Annotated in this window: 13 protein-coding genes; 9 read left to right on the top strand and 4 right to left on the bottom strand. The window is 75.6% G+C overall.

Annotation, left to right across the window (positions count from 1 at the left end):
* Positions 1 to 29: 29 nt before the first annotated feature.
* From AL2_RS26205 to AL2_RS26215, 3 genes are all read left to right on the top strand, one after another.
* The gene (locus AL2_RS26205) at positions 30 to 3,086 is read left to right on the top strand and encodes an FAD-binding and (Fe-S)-binding domain-containing protein (RefSeq protein WP_083946931.1); all 3,057 of its coding nucleotides are present in this window, start codon (positions 30 to 32) and stop codon (positions 3,084 to 3,086) included.
* Between the two features lie 64 nt (positions 3,087 to 3,150).
* Positions 3,151 to 3,630 (top strand): MarR family winged helix-turn-helix transcriptional regulator, encoded by a 480-nt coding sequence (locus AL2_RS26210; RefSeq protein ID WP_067638051.1) that lies wholly within the window; start codon positions 3,151 to 3,153, stop codon positions 3,628 to 3,630.
* Between the two features lie 91 nt (positions 3,631 to 3,721).
* Positions 3,722 to 4,435, top strand: coding sequence for a DUF4142 domain-containing protein (locus AL2_RS26215; protein ID WP_067638053.1), 714 nt, complete (start codon positions 3,722 to 3,724; stop codon positions 4,433 to 4,435).
* Between the two features lie 6 nt (positions 4,436 to 4,441).
* Here the strand turns inward: AL2_RS26215 and AL2_RS26220 are convergent, their stop codons facing one another.
* The gene (locus tag AL2_RS26220) at positions 4,442 to 5,305 is read right to left on the bottom strand and encodes an NAD-dependent protein deacetylase (protein WP_245666944.1); all 864 of its coding nucleotides are present in this window, start codon (positions 5,303 to 5,305) and stop codon (positions 4,442 to 4,444) included.
* Positions 5,306 to 5,496: 191 nt separating this feature from the next.
* Here AL2_RS26220 and AL2_RS26225 point away from each other — a divergent pair, with 191 nt between their 5' ends.
* Entirely contained in the window at positions 5,497 to 6,828 is a 1,332-nt protein-coding gene (locus tag AL2_RS26225; RefSeq protein ID WP_083946920.1) for a beta-ketoacyl-[acyl-carrier-protein] synthase family protein, read from the top strand.
* On the opposite strand, the gene pgfA is transcribed toward AL2_RS26225, so the two are convergent.
* Positions 6,815 to 7,837: a cell envelope lipid trafficking protein PgfA gene (gene pgfA / locus AL2_RS26230; protein ID WP_067638058.1), complete on the bottom strand. Its 1,023-nt coding sequence runs from the start codon at positions 7,835 to 7,837 to the stop codon at positions 6,815 to 6,817. The two genes, AL2_RS26225 and pgfA, sit on opposite strands and share 14 nt — an antisense overlap.
* A gap of 235 nt (positions 7,838 to 8,072) precedes the next feature.
* Between pgfA and nirB the strand changes: the two genes are divergently transcribed.
* The 5 genes from nirB to AL2_RS26255 all read left to right on the top strand — a co-directional run bounded on the left by nirB (position 8,073) and on the right by AL2_RS26255 (position 13,725).
* On the top strand, positions 8,073 to 10,586 hold the full coding sequence (nirB, locus tag AL2_RS26235) for a nitrite reductase large subunit NirB (RefSeq protein ID WP_067638060.1): 2,514 nt from the start codon (positions 8,073 to 8,075) through the stop codon (positions 10,584 to 10,586).
* Positions 10,583 to 12,055: an FAD-dependent oxidoreductase gene (locus AL2_RS26240; RefSeq protein WP_067638062.1), complete on the top strand. Its 1,473-nt coding sequence runs from the start codon at positions 10,583 to 10,585 to the stop codon at positions 12,053 to 12,055. The genes nirB and AL2_RS26240 overlap by 4 nt, the downstream gene beginning before the upstream one ends.
* An 86-nt stretch (positions 12,056 to 12,141) precedes the next feature.
* Positions 12,142 to 12,999 (top strand): amidohydrolase family protein, encoded by an 858-nt coding sequence (locus tag AL2_RS26245; protein ID WP_067638064.1) that lies wholly within the window; start codon positions 12,142 to 12,144, stop codon positions 12,997 to 12,999.
* Positions 13,000 to 13,041: 42 nt separating this feature from the next.
* The gene (locus tag AL2_RS26250) at positions 13,042 to 13,335 is read left to right on the top strand and encodes a DUF2470 domain-containing protein (RefSeq protein ID WP_067638066.1); all 294 of its coding nucleotides are present in this window, start codon (positions 13,042 to 13,044) and stop codon (positions 13,333 to 13,335) included.
* Positions 13,336 to 13,539: 204 nt separating this feature from the next.
* Complete coding sequence (locus AL2_RS26255) at positions 13,540 to 13,725, top strand: hypothetical protein (RefSeq protein WP_067638068.1); 186 nt, start codon at positions 13,540 to 13,542, stop codon at positions 13,723 to 13,725.
* A 4-nt stretch (positions 13,726 to 13,729) separates the two neighbouring features.
* On the opposite strand, the gene AL2_RS26260 is transcribed toward AL2_RS26255, so the two are convergent.
* Positions 13,730 to 15,163 (bottom strand): RNB domain-containing ribonuclease, encoded by a 1,434-nt coding sequence (locus tag AL2_RS26260; RefSeq protein ID WP_067638070.1) that lies wholly within the window; start codon positions 15,161 to 15,163, stop codon positions 13,730 to 13,732.
* An 80-nt stretch (positions 15,164 to 15,243) separates the two neighbouring features.
* Positions 15,244 to 15,969 (bottom strand): Crp/Fnr family transcriptional regulator, encoded by a 726-nt coding sequence (locus tag AL2_RS26265; RefSeq protein WP_067638072.1) that lies wholly within the window; start codon positions 15,967 to 15,969, stop codon positions 15,244 to 15,246.
* Between the last annotated feature and the right edge of the window lie 26 nt (positions 15,970 to 15,995).

The raw sequence follows: 15,995 nt of genomic DNA on the forward strand, positions 1-15,995 counted from the left end.
ACAGCCCATCTCCGGGTATGCGTCCGGTCATGGCGATTTCGGCTGAGGACACGAGGCGGGACGAGAGGCGGACGGCGGAGACGGCCCGCGAGCGGGAGGCGCTGCGGCGCGCCCTCGCCGGGCGGGTGGACGGCGAGGTCCGGTTCGACCCGGGGTCGCGCGCCGCGTACGCGCACGACTCCTCCAACTACCAGCAGCCGCCCATCGGGGTGGTCGTGCCGCGCACCGTCGACGCCGGCGCCGAGGCCGTCCGCGTCTGCGCCGAGCACGGCGTCCCGGTCCTGTCGCGCGGCGGCGGGACGAGCCTCGCCGGGCAGTGCGTCAACACCGCGATCGTCATCGACTGGTCGAAGTACTGCCGGAACCTCGTGTCCCTCGACGCCGGCGCGCGCCGCGCCGTCGTGGAGCCCGGCGCGTGCCTGGACGACCTCAACGACGAGCTGTCCGGGCACGCGCTGATGGTCGGGCCCAAGCCGTCCACGCACGACACCTGCACGATCGGCGGGATGATCGGCAACAACTCGTGCGGCGCGTCCGCGCAGGCGTACGGGAAGATGGTCGACTCCGTCGTCCGGCTGGAGGTCCTCACCTACGACGGCCTGCGGATGTGGGTGGGGGAGACCTCCGACGAGGAGTACGAGCGGATCCTCGCCGAGGGCGGGCGGCGCGCCGAGATCTACCGGGCGCTGCGCGACCTGCGCGACGACGGGATGGAGCTGATCCGCACCCGCTACCCCGACATCCCGCGCCGCGTGTCCGGCTACAACCTCGACTCGCTGCTGCCGGAGAAGAGCTTCGACGTCGCCCGCGCCCTCGTCGGCTCGGAGTCCACGCTGGTCACCGTCCTGCACGCCGAGATCGACCTCGTGCCCGTCCCTGCCTATGAGTCGCTCGCCGTCCTCGGCTACGACGACATCCCCGCAGCCGGGGACGCCGTGCAGCGCGTCCTGCCGTTCAAGCCCCTCGCCCTGGAGGGCATGGACGAGCGGCTCCTCGACCTCGCCAAGCAGCACCACCTCGCCGGGCCCCGCGTCGTCGAGGACATGCCGGACGGCGCCGGCTGGCTGATGATCCGGTTCGGCGGCGACACCAAGGACGAGGCCGACCGGCGGGCCCGCGAGCTCATCGAGCACATGGAGAACGCGCCGAACCCGCCCCGGCACACCTTCGTCCACGACCCGGGCGAGGAGGAGCTGCTCTGGGGCGTCCGCGAGGCCGGGCTCGGCGCCACCGCCTACCCGTCCGGACGCCCCGACACCCACGAAGGGTGGGAGGACGCCGCCGTCCCGCCCGAGCGGCTCGGCGACTACCTGCGCGACTTCCGCGCCCTCATCCGCGAGTTCGGCTACGGGCCCGTCTCCCTCTACGGGCACTTCGGGCAGGGCTGCGTGCACACCCGCATCCCGTTCGACCTGGAGGACGCGAAGGGCACCGGGAACTACCGCCGCTTCATCGAGCGCGCCGCCCGCCTCGTCGCCGGCTACGGCGGGTCGCTGTCGGGCGAGCACGGCGACGGCCAGTCCCGCGGCGAGCTGCTGCCGATCATGTTCGGCGACGAGGTGATCCGGCTGTTCGAGCGGTACAAGGCGATCTTCGACCCGGGCAACCGGATGAACCCCGGCAAGATCGTGCACCCGTACCGGCTGGACGAGAACCTCGACCACCTCTCCTACGACCCCGCCGAACCCGGGACGCACTTCTCCTTCCCCGACGACCACCACCGGTTCACCCACGCCGCCGCCCGCTGCGTGGGCATCGGCAAGTGCCGCGCCTCCTCCGGCGGCGTCATGTGCCCCAGCTACCGGGCCACGGGGGAGGAGGAGCACTCCACCCGCGGCCGGGCCCGCATCCTGATGGAGATGATGCGCGGCATGCCGGGCGCCGGGCAGCCCAACCCGGAGGTTCCCGGCCCCGGCGGCGCCGCCGTCATCACCGACGGATGGCGGTCCAAGGACGTCCACGACGCCCTCGACCTGTGCCTGGCGTGCAAGGGATGCCGCAGCGACTGCCCGGTCAACGTCGACATGGCCACGTACAAGGCCGAGTTCCTCGCCCACCACTACAAGGGGCGCGTCCGCCCGGCGGCGCACTACACGATGGGCTGGCTGCCGCTGTGGGCGCGGCTCGCCGCGTTCGCGCCCGGCGCCGCCAACACCGCCCTGCACCTGCCCGGCCTGAGCGGCGCCGCCAAGCGGATCGGCGGCATCGCCCCCCAGCGCGACATGCCGGAGTTCGCGCCCGAGCGGTTCACCGACTGGTTCAAGCGCCGCCCCGCGCCCGCCGAGGGGGGCGGCAAGCGGGTCGTGCTGTGGCCGGACACCTTCACCAACAACTTTCATCCCCACATCGGCAAGGCCGCCGTCCGCGTCCTGGAGGCGTCCGGGTACCGGGTCGAGGTGCCGCCGGTCGCGCTGTGCTGCGGGCTGACCTGGATCTCCACCGGCCAGCTCGGCGTCGCCGCCCGCGTGCTGCGCCGCACCGTCCGCGCGCTGGCGCCCCGGCTGCGCGACGGCGTCCCGGTGATCGGGCTGGAGCCGTCCTGCACCGCCGTGTTCCGCGCGGACGCGCCCGAGCTCATGGAGGGCGGCGCCGCCCGTGACCCGCGGACGTGGGACGACGTCCAGCGCCTCCGCGACCAGACCCGGACGCTGGCCGAGCTGCTCGACGAGCGCCAGGAGGAGGCCGGCGGCGCCTCGCCCCTCGCGGCACACGACACGGTCGCCGGGCTGGACACCCCGAAGGTCCGCGCGATCGCGCAGCCGCACTGCCACCAGCACGCCATCATGGGGTTCGGCGCCGACCAGCGCGTCCTGTCCCGCGCCGGCGTCGACGTGGAGACCCTCGACGTCGGCTGCTGCGGACTCGCCGGCAACTTCGGGTTCGAGCGCGGCCACTACGAGGTGTCCACCAAGATCGCCGAGCAGGGCGTGTGGCCCGCCGTCGAGGACGCCGGGCCCGGCACGGCCGTCCTCGCCGACGGGTTCTCCTGCCGGACGCAGATCGAGGCCGGCACCGGCGCCCGGCCCCGCCACCTGGCCGAGCTGCTCGCCGGCCTGCTCCCCGGGCGCGAGGACGCGGAGCCGTGAGCGGGGGCCGGACCGCTCCGGGGCGCGTTGGCGCACCCGGGCCCCGGCCCTGTAGAAATCTGTCATGAGCGAAGACGGGGACGCCGGAGTCGACGAGGTCACCTCGGCGATGCTGACCGCCTCCCGGCTGCTGGTCGCGATCTCGGCCCGCTCCCTCGGCGCGGTCCAGGACGCCGTCACGCTGCCGCAGTTCCGGCTGCTCGTCGTGCTGTCCTCGCAGGGGCCGTCCAAGCTCGTGACGCTCGCCGGGCTGCTGGAGGTCAACCCGTCCACCGCCATGCGGATGGTGGACCGGCTCGCCACCGCCGGGCTCGTGCGCCGCGAGGCCAGCCCGCAGAGCGGCCGCGAGGTCCGCATCCAGGTCACCGACGCCGGGCGGCGCATCGTCGACGACGTCACCGCCCGCCGCCGCGCCGAGATCGCCGGGGTCGTCTCCCGGATGCCGGCCGGGCAGCGGCACGCCCTCGTCGCCGCCCTGCGCGCCTTCACCGAGGCCGGCGGCGAACCCCCGGTCAGCACCGTCGCGCGGCTCGGCTGGACCTGACGGAACCGGCCGGCCGCGCGTCGAACCGCGCCGCCCGGACGCGCGTACTGCTGCCGTGACGCCCTTCACCCCGACCGAGAGGCGGTGCCGGATGCCCCGACCCCGACCGGCCGCCGCGGCGGCCGCGGCGCTGGCGGCCGGCCTGCTGCTGGGCGCCTGCCAGCCGGCCGGCCGGCAGGCCACCGACGGCGGCGCGGTGGCGCCGCAGGTCAACGACGAGGCCGCCGCCCAGTCGACCGTCACCACCGAATGGGGGCCGCTCGGCCCCGCCGACCGCGACGTCATCGTCCAGATCCGGCAGGCCGCGCTGTGGGAGATCCCCGTCGCCCGGCAGGCCCAGCGCCGCGCCGCCCGGCCCGCGACCCGCCGCGCGCTCGCCGAGGTCGCCCGCCGGCACGCCGGGCTGGACCAGCTGAACCGCCAGGCCGCCGGGCGGCTGAACGTGCCGCTGCCGAACCAGCCGAGCCCGGAGCAGCAGAGCTGGATGTCGGAGATCACCGGCAGGTCCGGCAACGACTACGACAAGACCGCCGTCGCGCGGATGCGGATGGCGCAGGGCCTCCTCTACGCCGAGCTCGGCGCCGTCCGCGCCAGCACGCGCAACACGCTCGTGCGGCGGTTCGCCGAGCAGGCGCAGCCGCTCGTCACCGAGCAGATGAAGCAGCTGGAGACCACCGGGTTCGTCACCGGCGACACGCTGCCCGACCCGCCCGCGGTCACCGAGCCGCCGCCGCCCGCGCCGCCCGGTTCCCGGCGGTCCCCGGCGCCCGCCGCGACCTCGCTGCTGTCCGGCGGCGGAAGGTGACGGGCGCTACCGTCCCAGCTCGTCGAGGAGGGCGGTCAGCGTCGCGCCGAGCGGCGCGTCCACCGTGACCAGCGCGTGCTCGTCGCCGCGCGTCGCGCCCCGGTTCACGATCGCGACGGGCACGCCGTGCCGGGCCGCGTGCCGGACGAACCGGTACCCCGACAGCACCGTCAGCGACGACCCGAGCACCAGCAGCGCGCCCGCGCCCTCGGTGAGCGCGTAGCAGTCCCGGACCCGGGCGGGCGGCACGTTCTCCCCGAAGAAGATCACATCGGGCTTGAGCACGCCGCCGCACCGCTCGCAGGCCACGACCCGGAACGCGGCGGCCGCCGCGGCGGTGACCACCGCGTCGCCGTCGGGGTTGATCGCGTCCGCCCGCGCCTCGAAGCCGGGGTTCGCCGCGCGCAGCCGCGCGTCCAGCCGCCCGCGCGGCGTCCGCTCCCCGCACGCCAGGCACACGACCCGGTCCAGGGCCCCGTGCAGCTCGATGACGCCGTCCGCGCCGGCCGCCTGCTGGAGCCCGTCGACGTTCTGCGTGATGATCCCCGCGAGCAGGCCGCGCCGCTGCAGCTCCGCCACCGCCCGGTGCCCCGCGTTCGGGCGGGCCGCCGCGATGTGCCGCCAGCCGAGATGGCTGCGCGCCCAGTACCGGCGCCGCGCCGCCTCGCTCCCGGTGAACGCCTGGTACGTCATCGGCTCCGCGCGCCGCAGGCGCCCCGTCTCACCCCGGTAGTCCGGGATGCCCGACTCGGTGGACAGCCCGGCGCCGCTCAGCACCACCACCTCGCCGTCCGAGACGAGATCGGCCAGCAGCGGCACCCCGCCCGCCCGCGCCCCGGTTCCCGCCGTGCTCTCCACTACCCGCGTCACCCCTCCATGGTGCACGACCAGGACCAGTGAGGGACGAAACACCCGATACCGGTGTGGCGCGTGTCACCACGGTGACAAAAAGCGCCCGGAGAATGTGCACGGGCTGGCAAGTTCCGACGAACGCCGCCGCGCTAGCTTTCCGAAGCCCCGCGTCTCCTCCGCGGGGTCCCCCCATACCGCGAGGTGAGCGGATGACCGCTGAGCACCGTGCCCAGGAATCCCGTGCCCCGGAATCCCGGGCCCGGCGATCCCGGGCCGAGGAACACCGCGGCGGACACTTCCGGGCCGACGGGACGCCCCGCGTCGTGGTGACCGGGTTCGGGGTGAAGAGCCCGGCGGGCGGCACGCCCGCGGAGGTCTTCGCGACCGTCCTCGCGGGCAAGTCGCAGGCCGTCCACGTCCCCGAGCTGCTGGAGGCCGGGACCGCGGTGTCGTTCGGCTGCCCCGCCCAGCCGCTGGACGAGGAGCGCTACTTCGGCAAGCCCGAGCGGCGCCGCCTCGACCGGATGACCAAACTCGGCGTCGCCGCCGCGGACGACGCCGTCGCCGACGCAGGGCCCGGCTACGGCGGCGCCCCCGCCCGCCGCGGCGTCTACGTGGGGACGGCCGCCGCCGGGCTCGCCTCCGCCGTCGCGCTCGGCGGCCACGAGCACGCCGGGACGCTGGACCGGCTGCCGGTCCCCGCCGTCCCGAAGATCATGCCGAACGCGACCGCCGCGAACGTGTCCATCCGGCACGGCTGCGAGGGGCCCTGCCTCACCTACTCCACCGGCTGCGCCAGCGGCGCCACCGCGATCGGCGAGGCCGTCCTCGCCATCCGCGCCGGCCGGATCGACACGGCCGTCGCCGGCGGCGTCGACGCGATCCTCACCCCGTTCGTGATGGCCGCGTTCGCCCGCATCGGCACGCTCGCCCGCCGCGACCCCACCCCGCACACGGCCGGGCGCCCCTTCGACGCCGACCGCGACGGGTTCGTGGTCGGGGAGGCCGCCGCCTTCCTCACGCTGGAGCGCGCCGACCACGCCGCCGCGCGCGGAGCCCGCGTGTACGGGGAGGTCGCCGGGTACGGGGCCGCGTCCGACGCCGCCCACCTCGTCCAGCCCCGCCCGGACGGCGAGGTCGCCGCCCGCTGCATGGCCGCCGCGCTGGCCGACGCCGGGCTCGCCGCGTCCGCCGTCGGGCACATCAGCGCGCACGCCACCGGCACCCGCGGCAACGACGGCGCCGAGGCGCTCGCGATCGGCCGCTGCTTCGGCCGCCGCACCCCGCCCGTCACCGCCACCAAGGGCGTCACCGGGCACATCCTCGGCGCCGGCGGCGCGCTGCAGGCGATGGTCGCGCTGCTCGGCGCGGCCGGCGGCCTCGTCCCGCCCACCGCCAACTTCGCCGCCCCCGGCGCCGACACCGCCCACCTCGACGTCGTGCACGGCGAGGCCCGGACGATCGCGCCCGCCGCGCCCGCCCTGTCGAACTCGTTCGGGTTCGGCGGGCACGACGCGACGCTCGTCCTCACCCCCGCTTGAACGGCGGCCCGTGCGGCTCAGCGGCCACCGGAGCGGCCGGGGCCGCCGGGTCCGCCGGAGCCGCCGGGGCGCGGCGGCGCCGGCCGGGGCGGCCGCCGCGGCCGGCGAGCAGCACCCCGGCCGCGACGAGCAGGACGCCGGCGCCGGCGCAGCAGAGCGGGACGACGGTCTTCAGCAGCCGGATCTGCCCGGCGCCGTCGCCCGACAGCGCCCGCAGCGCCCGCTGCGACTCGGGCGTCATCGCGAGGGTGAAGTCGGCGACCACGAGCCGCCCCGGCCCCTCCTTGGGGCGCAGCGTCGACAGGACCCGCCGCCGCTGGTCGATCGGCGCGCCCGTCCGGGGATCCACCCAGTACGTCGCATCGGCCTGGTAGTAGCGGTCCACGGGCACGGCGGGGGAGCCCTCGGGGCGGCCGAGCAGCTCGCCCGGCACGTCCGGCAGGTCGCCCGCGACCCTGGTCTCCGGGACGCGCTGGACGAAGCGGTAGGCGAGCACGCCGCCGACGCGCTCCTCGCCGTCGAAGGCCACCGGCCAGGCGCGCAGGGTCGCGGTGTCGAACAGCTCCAGGCCCTTCTTGCGGACCTCCACCGGCCAGAACAGGCCCACCCCGGACAGCCGGACGGAGCTGTCGCCGTCGATCGCCGCGCCGCAGCAGTTCCGCAGCTCACCGGTGCGGCGGTCGAACGCGTACCGCTGCTTCTGGATCTCGATCGTGGTGCCGCGCCCCCCGTCCTGCACCATCGTCGTCGAGTCCCACACCGCGACGCCGTCGTGGGTCGAGGCCGGATCGCCGCGGACGGTGTTGGTCGCCACGATCGTCGCGCCCGTCCGCGGCGTCGCCTTGGCCGCGTCGAAGTAGGACGCGTTCTCGGCCCGCAGCCGCGTCACCTGGTACACGTCCGTCGGCGCGCCGATCAGCGACGGGGCGACGTAGAAGCGGACGAGGACGCCGGCGGCCAGCAGGAACGCGCCGAGTCCGATGAGGGACGCACCGATGATCCGTCGCACTGCCGCCTCCCGGCCCACGGTCGGAATCGCGCTCAAGCTCGATCTTTCATCTTTCCGAGTGTCGCGCATCACACTCGCAAAGGAAACGGATCCGCGCGCGAACCTGCGGCGGGTGCCCGGCCGCCGGCCGGCGCGGCGGCCCGCCGCGGGGCCGGCCGGGCGGTGAGGTCCAGTTAACGCGCGGGTGACGCGGGTGATCCATCCGGGAAATACGGGCCGCCCAGCATCAGGGTTCATGGGAGCCGACAGCACAACGGACCGGCGGCTGGTCGTGGCCGGGCACGGACCGGCCGCGCACCGCCTCGTGGAGGCGCTGCGCGCGCGAGACGCCGCCGGGACCTGGACCATCACCGTCATCGGCGAGGAGCCCCGGACCGCCTACGACCGGGTGGCGCTGACCACCCACCTGGAGGGCGCCGACCTCGCCTACCCGGCGCACGGCGGCGAGGTCGCCGTCCGGACCGGCGAGCGCGTCACCGGGATCGACCGCGCCGCCCGGACGGTCGCCACCTCGGCGGGGCGCACCGTCCCCTACGACGCGCTCGTCCTCGCCACCGGGTCGGCGCCGTTCGTCCCGCCGGTCGAGGGCGCGGACCTGCCCGGCGTGTTCGCCTACCGCACGACCGCCGACCTGGACGCGATCCGCGAGTACGCGCGCGGCCGCGCCACCGGCGCCGTCGTCGGCGGCGGCCTGCTCGGCCTGGAGGCGGCCCGCGCCCTGCAGGGCCTCGGGCTGCGCAGCGGCGTCATCGAGGTCGCGCCGTGGCTGATGCCGCGCCAGCTCGACGAGGGCGGCGGCGCGATGCTGCGCCGGCACATCGAGGGCCTCGGCATGGCCGTGCACGCCGGCGTCCCGATGCGCGCCCTGGAGGCCGGGGACGGCGGAGCCGTCCGCCGCGTCGTCCTCGGCGACGGGCAGGTGATCGACGCGGAGGTCGTGGTGTTCTCCGCCGGCATCCGCCCGCGCGACGAGCTGGCCCGCGGCTGCGGCCTGCCGGTGGGGGAGCGCGGCGGCGTCGTGGTGGACGAGGCGTGCCGCACCGAGGACCCCGCCATCTGGGCGATCGGGGAGTGCGCCTGCGTCGGTGGCGCGGTGGGCGGCACGGTCTACGGGCTGGTCGGGCCGTGCTTCTCCATGGCCGAGGTCGTCGCCGACCGGCTCCTGTCGGACGCGAGCACCGCCGTGTTCGAAGGCGCCGACATGTCGACCAAGCTCAAGCTCATGGGCGTGGACGTCGCCAGCTTCGGCGACCCGTTCGCCGGCCCCGATCAGGGCGCCCTCGGCGTCACCTACACCGACCCCGTCGCCGGCGTCTACAAGAGGCTCGTCGTCAGCGACGACGCCCAGACCCTCCTCGGCGGCGTCCTCGTCGGCGACGCCGAGTCCTACGGGACGCTGCGCGCCCACGTCGGGCGCAGCCTCCCCGGCGCCCCCGAGCAGATGCTGTTCGGCGGCACCGAGACGGCGGGCGGCGACCTGCCCGGCGCGACCGTCATCTGCTCCTGCAACAACGTCACCGCCGAGGGCATCCGCTGCGCCATCGGAGAGCACTCCCTCACCGACGTGGCCGGCGTGAAGGAGTGCACCCGCGCCGGGACGAGCTGCGGAAGCTGCGTCCCCCTGGTGAAGCGCATCCTGGACGCCGAGCTGACCGCCGCCGGGATCGAGGTCGGCACGGCCATCTGCGAGCACTTCCCCTACAGCCGCGCCGAGCTGTTCGACATCGTCCGCGCCGGGGAGGTCACCAGCTTCACCCGGCTCGTCGAGGAGCACGGGACGGGCCGTGGCTGCGACATCTGCAGGCCCGCCGTCGCCTCCATCCTGGCCAGCCTCGGCAACGGCCACATCCTGGAGGGCGAGCAGGCCGCGCTGCAGGACACCAACGACCACTTCCTCGCCAACCTGCAGAAGAACGGCACCTACTCGGTCGTGCCGCGCGTCCCCGGCGGCGAGATCACCCCCGAGAAGCTCATCGTCATCGGCGAGGTCGCCCGCGACTTCGGCCTCTACACCAAGATCACCGGTGGGCAGCGGATCGACCTGTTCGGCGCCCGCGTCGAGCAGCTCCCGGAGATCTGGCGGCGGCTCGTCGAGGCCGGGTTCGAGTCCGGCCACGCCTACGGCAAGGCGCTGCGCACGGTGAAGTCGTGCGTCGGGTCCACCTGGTGCCGCTACGGCGTCCAGGACTCGGCCGCGATGGCGATCCGGCTGGAGTTGCGGTACCGGGGGCTGCGCGCCCCGCACAAGCTGAAGTCGGCCGTGTCCGGCTGCGCCCGCGAGTGCGCCGAGGCGCAGAGCAAGGACTTCGGCGTCATCGCCACCGAGAACGGCTGGAACCTCTACCTCGCCGGCAACGGCGGCATGCGGCCGAGGCACGCCGACCTGTTCGCCACCGACCTCACCGACGACGAGCTGATCCGCTGCATCGACAGGTTCCTGATGTTCTACATCCGCACCGCCGACCGGCTGCAGCGCACCGCGAGCTGGCTGGAGTCCCTCGACGGCGGCCTGGACTACCTCCGCGAGGTCATCGTGGACGACCGGCTCGGCATCTGCGCCGACCTCGACGCCGCCATGGAGCGCCACGTCGCGTCCTACTCCGACGAATGGCGCGACACCCTCGGCGACCCCGAGCGGCTCCGCCGGTTCGTCTCCTTCGTCAACGCCCCGCGCACCCCCGACCCGAGCATCGCGTTCGAGGTCGAGCGCGACCAGATCAAGCCCCTGCCGCTGGAGGTGAAGCGATGAGCCCCGGACGCGAGGCGGGCATCGTCGTCGTCGGGAACGGCATGGCCGGGTCGCGGTTCGTGGGCGAACTGCGCGACCGCGACACCGCGACACCGGTCACGGTGTTCGGTGCCGAGACGCAGCGCCCCTACAACCGGGTGCTGCTGTCCAACGTCCTCGCCGGTGTGACGCGGCCCGACCACATCAGCCTGGTCGACGCCGCCTGGTACGCCTCCCACGGCGTCGACGCCCGCCTCGGCGTCGAGGTCACCCGCATCGACCGCGCCGCGAAGACCGTGCACGCCTCCGACGGGACCGCCACCCCCTACGAGACGCTCGTCCTCGCGACGGGCAGCACCGCCTTCATCCCGCCGATGCCGGGCCTGCGCCACGGCCTCCCCGAGGGCGCGCTGGTGTTCCGCACGCTGGACGACTGCGGCCGCATCACCGAGCTGGCCGCGTCCGCGCGCCGCGCCATCGTCGTCGGCGGCGGCCTGCTCGGCATCGAGGCGGCCCGCGGGCTGATGGGCCGCGGCCTGGACGTCACCGTCCTGCACCTGGCCGGGCACCTCATGGAACGCCAGCTCGACCCGGCCGCCGGGAAGGTCCTGGCCCGGACCCTCGCGGCCCTCGGCATCGGGACGCGGCTGGAGGCCGACGTCGCCGGCCTGCGCACCGCGGGCGGCGCCGTCACGGGCGTCGAGCTGGCGCTCCCCGCCGGCGGGACCGAGACCATCGACGCCGACCTCGTCATCCTGTCCTGCGGCGTGCGGCCCGAGGTGGCGCTCGCCCGCGACGCCGGCCTGGCGGTCGGCCGCGCCGTGATCGTCGACGACGAGCTGCGGTCGGTCACCGACCCGTCCGTCCGCGCCATCGGCGAGTGCTCCGAGCACCGCGACGAGGTGTACGGGCTCGTCGCGCCCGCGTGGGAGCAGGCGGGGGTCCTCGCCGGGCTGCTGGCCGGCACCGACCCCGCCGCCCGCTTCACCGGCGCCCGGCAGATCACCCGGCTCAAGGCCGCCGGGATCGAGCTGGCCTCGATGGGCGAGACGCACTTCGGCGATGACGACGAGGACGTCGAGGTCGTCCGGTTCACCGACGCCGCGCGCGGCACCTACAAGAAGGCGGTGATCCGGGACGGGCGGCTGATCGGCGCGATCCTGCTCGGCGAGACGGCCGCCGCCGGGACGCTCACCCAGCTCTACGACCGGGCCGCGCCGCTGCCCGCCGAGCGCCTCGGCCTGCTGTTCCCCGGCATGGGCCGCGCGGCGGAGGCCGAGTCGCCGGTGCGGATGCCGGACGCCGCGACCGTCTGCCAGTGCAACAACGTCAGCAAGGGCGAGATCCGCGCCTGCTGGCAGGCCGGCGCCCGCACCGCCGACGGCGTCGCCCGCGAGACCCGCGCCGGCACCGGCTGCGGCGGCTGCCGCGGCGCCGTCGAGGGCATCGTCGCCTGGCTGGAGGACCAGGACTCCGCCGACGTCGCCTGAACCCCGCCCGCCGTCCTGCCCGCCGTCCTGCCCGCCGCCCCTCCTCCCGGGCGCGGCGGGCACGGGCGGTGGGTAGGCTCCGCCCCATGCTCGACGGACGTCCGCTGATCGACGCGCACGTGCACACCGCCCGGCTGCCGACCCTGCCCCCGGCATGGCGGCAGTGGGCCGAGGAGTTCGGCGCGTCCCACCCCTGGCAGGACCTCTACGACGCGGACGGCGCCCTCGTCCCCGGGCGGGTCGACGCCTACTTCGCGGGCGAGGGCGTCGACATCGCCCTGCTGCTCTGCGAGTACAGCCCGAAGACGACCGGCACGCAGCCCATCGAGGACCTCCAGCCGCTCCTGAAGCACAACCCGCGCCGCTTCAGGCCGATCGCCAACGTCAACCCGCACCTTCACTACCCGATCGGCGCCGAGGTCGCGCGGCAGCTGGAGTTCGGCGCCGCCGCCCTGAAACTGCACCCCGTGCACGGCGGGTTCAGCGTCGCGGACCCCGAGCTGTATCCCGCCTACCAGGTGTGCCGCGACGCGGGCGTCCCCGTCGTCGTGCACTGCGGCACGAGCTCCTTCCCAGGGTCGGCCAACAAGTACGCCGACCCGGCGCCCATCGACGACGTCCTGCGGCTCTTCCCCGGCCTGACGTTCGTCCTCGCGCACGGCGGGCGCGGCTGGTGGTACGACGCCGCCGCGTTCCTCGCCCTGTCCCGCGAGGAGGTCTGGATCGAGCTGTCCGGGCTGCCGCCGCGCCGGCTCCCCGAGTACTACGCGCGGCACGACCTGCGCCGCCTCGCCCGCAAGTTCATTTTCGGCACCGACTGGCCCGGCGTCCCCGGCATCGCCCGCAACGCCCGCGCCATCGCCGGTCTCGGGCTCGACGAGGAGACGCTCTCCCTCGTCCTCGGCGGCAACGCCCTCCGCGTCTACAGGGGCCTGTCCCTCTGACCCGTCCGTTTCACCCCCCGCCCGCGGGAAAGGACTGCTCCCATGACCGACCCCGGTCCGTTCACCGAGGACGCCGTGCGGCAGATCATGCGGCACATGAACGACGACCACGCCGCCGACTGCCTCATCATCTGCCGTGCCCTCGGCGGCCGCCCCGGCGCGACCGCCGCCCGGATGACCGGCCTGGACGCCGGCGGCATCGAGTTCGCCGTCAGCGACGGCGGCACCGAGCACCCCGTCCGGATCCCCTTCTCCGCGCGGCTCACGGAACGCCCGCAGGTGCGGCGGGAGGTCGTCCGGATGACGGAAGAGGCCCGAGCCGCGCTCAGCGGCTGACCCCCCGGGGACTGCGAGGACCCGCTGCCGCCGGCACCGCCGAGCTCGGCGAGCGCTTCCGTGCCAGCGCCGCCTGACACCCCCGCTCGGCCGGGTTTCGGTCCGGCCGAAACCCGGATGCGGTTTGCCTCGCGGGCCTGCGGAGATCCATTAGGCAGCCGAGGGGCCCGCCACGGGCCCCCCGACCCCCACCGGAGGCCCGACATGCTCGCGATCGTCGCCGCGATCGTCTTCGCCCTAGCCCTGCTCTTCGACCTGGCCGACGTGTCCTCGGACGCCATCAACAACGGGACGCTGACCGTCCTCGGCCTGCTGCTCGTCGCCCTGCACCTCGCCGGTGTCGGCACGTCCACGAACTGGCGGCCCCGCCGCCACAGCCGCCGCCGCTGACCGCTCACGCCGCACGGGAGAAGCGGACCCGGCGCCGCGCCGGGTCCGCCTCCTCCAGCCGCACCTTGACCTGCTCGCCGAGCGGGAGGCCCGCACCCTCGCAGCGCCCGAACACCGGCGGCGCCACCAGCTGGACGCGCCCGCCGGTGCGGTCGCCGTTCACGTCCACCACCACCGCGTCGAAGACGTCCCCGACGTGGTCGCGCAGCAGCAGCGCCTCGACGAGGTCGACGCAGGCGTGGTCGACGTCGGCGGCCCGGCGCAGCGCCCGCTGCATCGTCTCGGGCAGCTCCGGCAGCGCCTCCCGCGCCCACCCCGGCACGGCACGCCCCGCCGCGAGGGCCAGGCACACCTCCGTCGCGTACCGGTCGGCCAGCCGCCGGATCGGCGCGGTGACGTGCGCGTACGGCGCGGCGACGGCGGCGTGCTCCGGCTGCTCCGGCCGCGACCCGTCGAACGCGGTGTAGCCCGCGCCGCGCATCAGCCCCGCCGCGTCGTGCAGGAACGCCGCGTGCCGCGGCAGGGCCGGGTCGAGGGCGCGGACGATGTCGCCGTAGGACGCGTCCGCCGGCCAGGCGACGCCGAGCGCGCGGGCCGCCAGCCGCAGCCGCCTCTCCGCCTCGGCGGGCGCGGGCGGCATCGTGCGCAGCAGCCCCACCCCGCCGTCCAGCATCAGCCGGGCCGCCGCCCGCCCGGCCAGCAGCGAGATCTGCGCGTTCCACGCCTCGGTCGCGAGGTCGCCGCGCAGCTTCAGCGCCCAGCCGCCGCCGGCGTGCACGACCTCCTGCTCGGGCAGCGGCAGGCTGACCCCGCCGCGCGCCGCCTCCGCCGCGATGAGCCGCTCGCCGATCTCGCCGAGCAGCGCGATCCGCGGATCGCCGCCGCGGCGGCCGGCGCGGTCGTGCCGCGCGGTGGCGTAGTCGAGGCGGTCGCGGCTGCGGACGACGGCGCGGCGCACGTCCACGCCGGTGATCCGCCCGGCATCGTCGATGTCGATCGTCCACACGACGGCCGGGCGCTCCACGCCCGGCAGCAGGCTCGCGGTGCCCTCCGACAGCCGCCGCGGATGCAGCGGGGAGCTCGCGTCCGGGAGGTAGAGGGTGACGCCGCGCGCGCGTGCCTCGGCGTCGACCGCGCCGCCGGGCCGCACGAACCCGGCCACGTCCGCGATCGCGTACCGGACCCGGTGCCCCGGCCCGCGCCGCTCCAGCTGCATCGCCTGGTCCAGGTCCATCGAGCCGGGCGGGTCGAGGGTGAAGAACGGGACGTCGCGCAGGTCGGCCCGGCCGTCGCCGGCGGCGGCGGCCTCCGCGGCCTCGGCGAGGACGGCGGGCGGGAACGGGCCGGGCACCGAGAACTCGGCGCGGATCCGGTGCAGTCCGGCGCGGACCTCGGCGTCGGCCTCGGCGGTACGCAGTCGCAGCGGTCGGCGCGGCACAGCACCGAGCGTACGGGACGAAACCCCCGAACCGATCGGAATCTACAATGTAAAGGCGAGGGCCGGTTCAGCCGTCCCGATCAGCCGTCCGGGCTCGCCGCGAACGCCCGCAGCCCCCCGGGATCCACCACGGTGATCCGCCGCCGGCCGGTGCGCACGAGGCCCTCGTCCCGCAGCACGGCCAGGGCCCGCGCGACCGTCTCCCGGGAGGCGTCCATCCAGCTGCCGAGCTCCTCCTGCGACAGCGGCGGCCCGATCTCGATCTCGCCGCCGGGGCCCGCCGGAACCCGCCGGGCCGACCGGTCGGCGAGCCCCGCCAGCAGGATCGCCAGCCGCCGCGCGCCCTGCGCCGACACGTGCGCCTGCACCCGGTGCCCCGCGTCGTCCAGCCGCCGCACGAACGTGCCGCTGACCAGCATCCACACCCGCGGATGCGCGTCCAGGAAGGCGGTGAACCGCCGCGCCGGCACGAGCAGCGCCCGGATCTCGTCGAGCGCCTGCACCGTCGCCGACCGCTCCCGCCGGCCGAGCACCGCGCTCTCGCACACCAGGTCGCCGGGACCGCGCACGGCGAGCACCACCGAGTGCCCGCCCGCGCTGGACGCGACGACCTTCGCCCAGCCCGACTCGATGACGATGATGTGGTCGGAGTCGTCGCCCTGGTAGCACAGCGGCGCCCGCGGCCGGTAGGTCCGCGGCCGGCCCGCGTCACGGAGCGCCGCGCGCTCCCGGCCGTCCAGCGCGTCCCAGAACCCTCCGCCGGGCGCAGCGGCGAGACGGCCGCTCGATGTGGTCGGCTCGCTCACCGCAGGTCCGTTCCGTTCCGGGATCG

The organism is Actinomadura latina NBRC 106108 (assembly GCF_001552195.1).
In the GTDB taxonomy this organism is placed as follows: domain Bacteria; phylum Actinomycetota; class Actinomycetes; order Streptosporangiales; family Streptosporangiaceae; genus Spirillospora; species Spirillospora latina.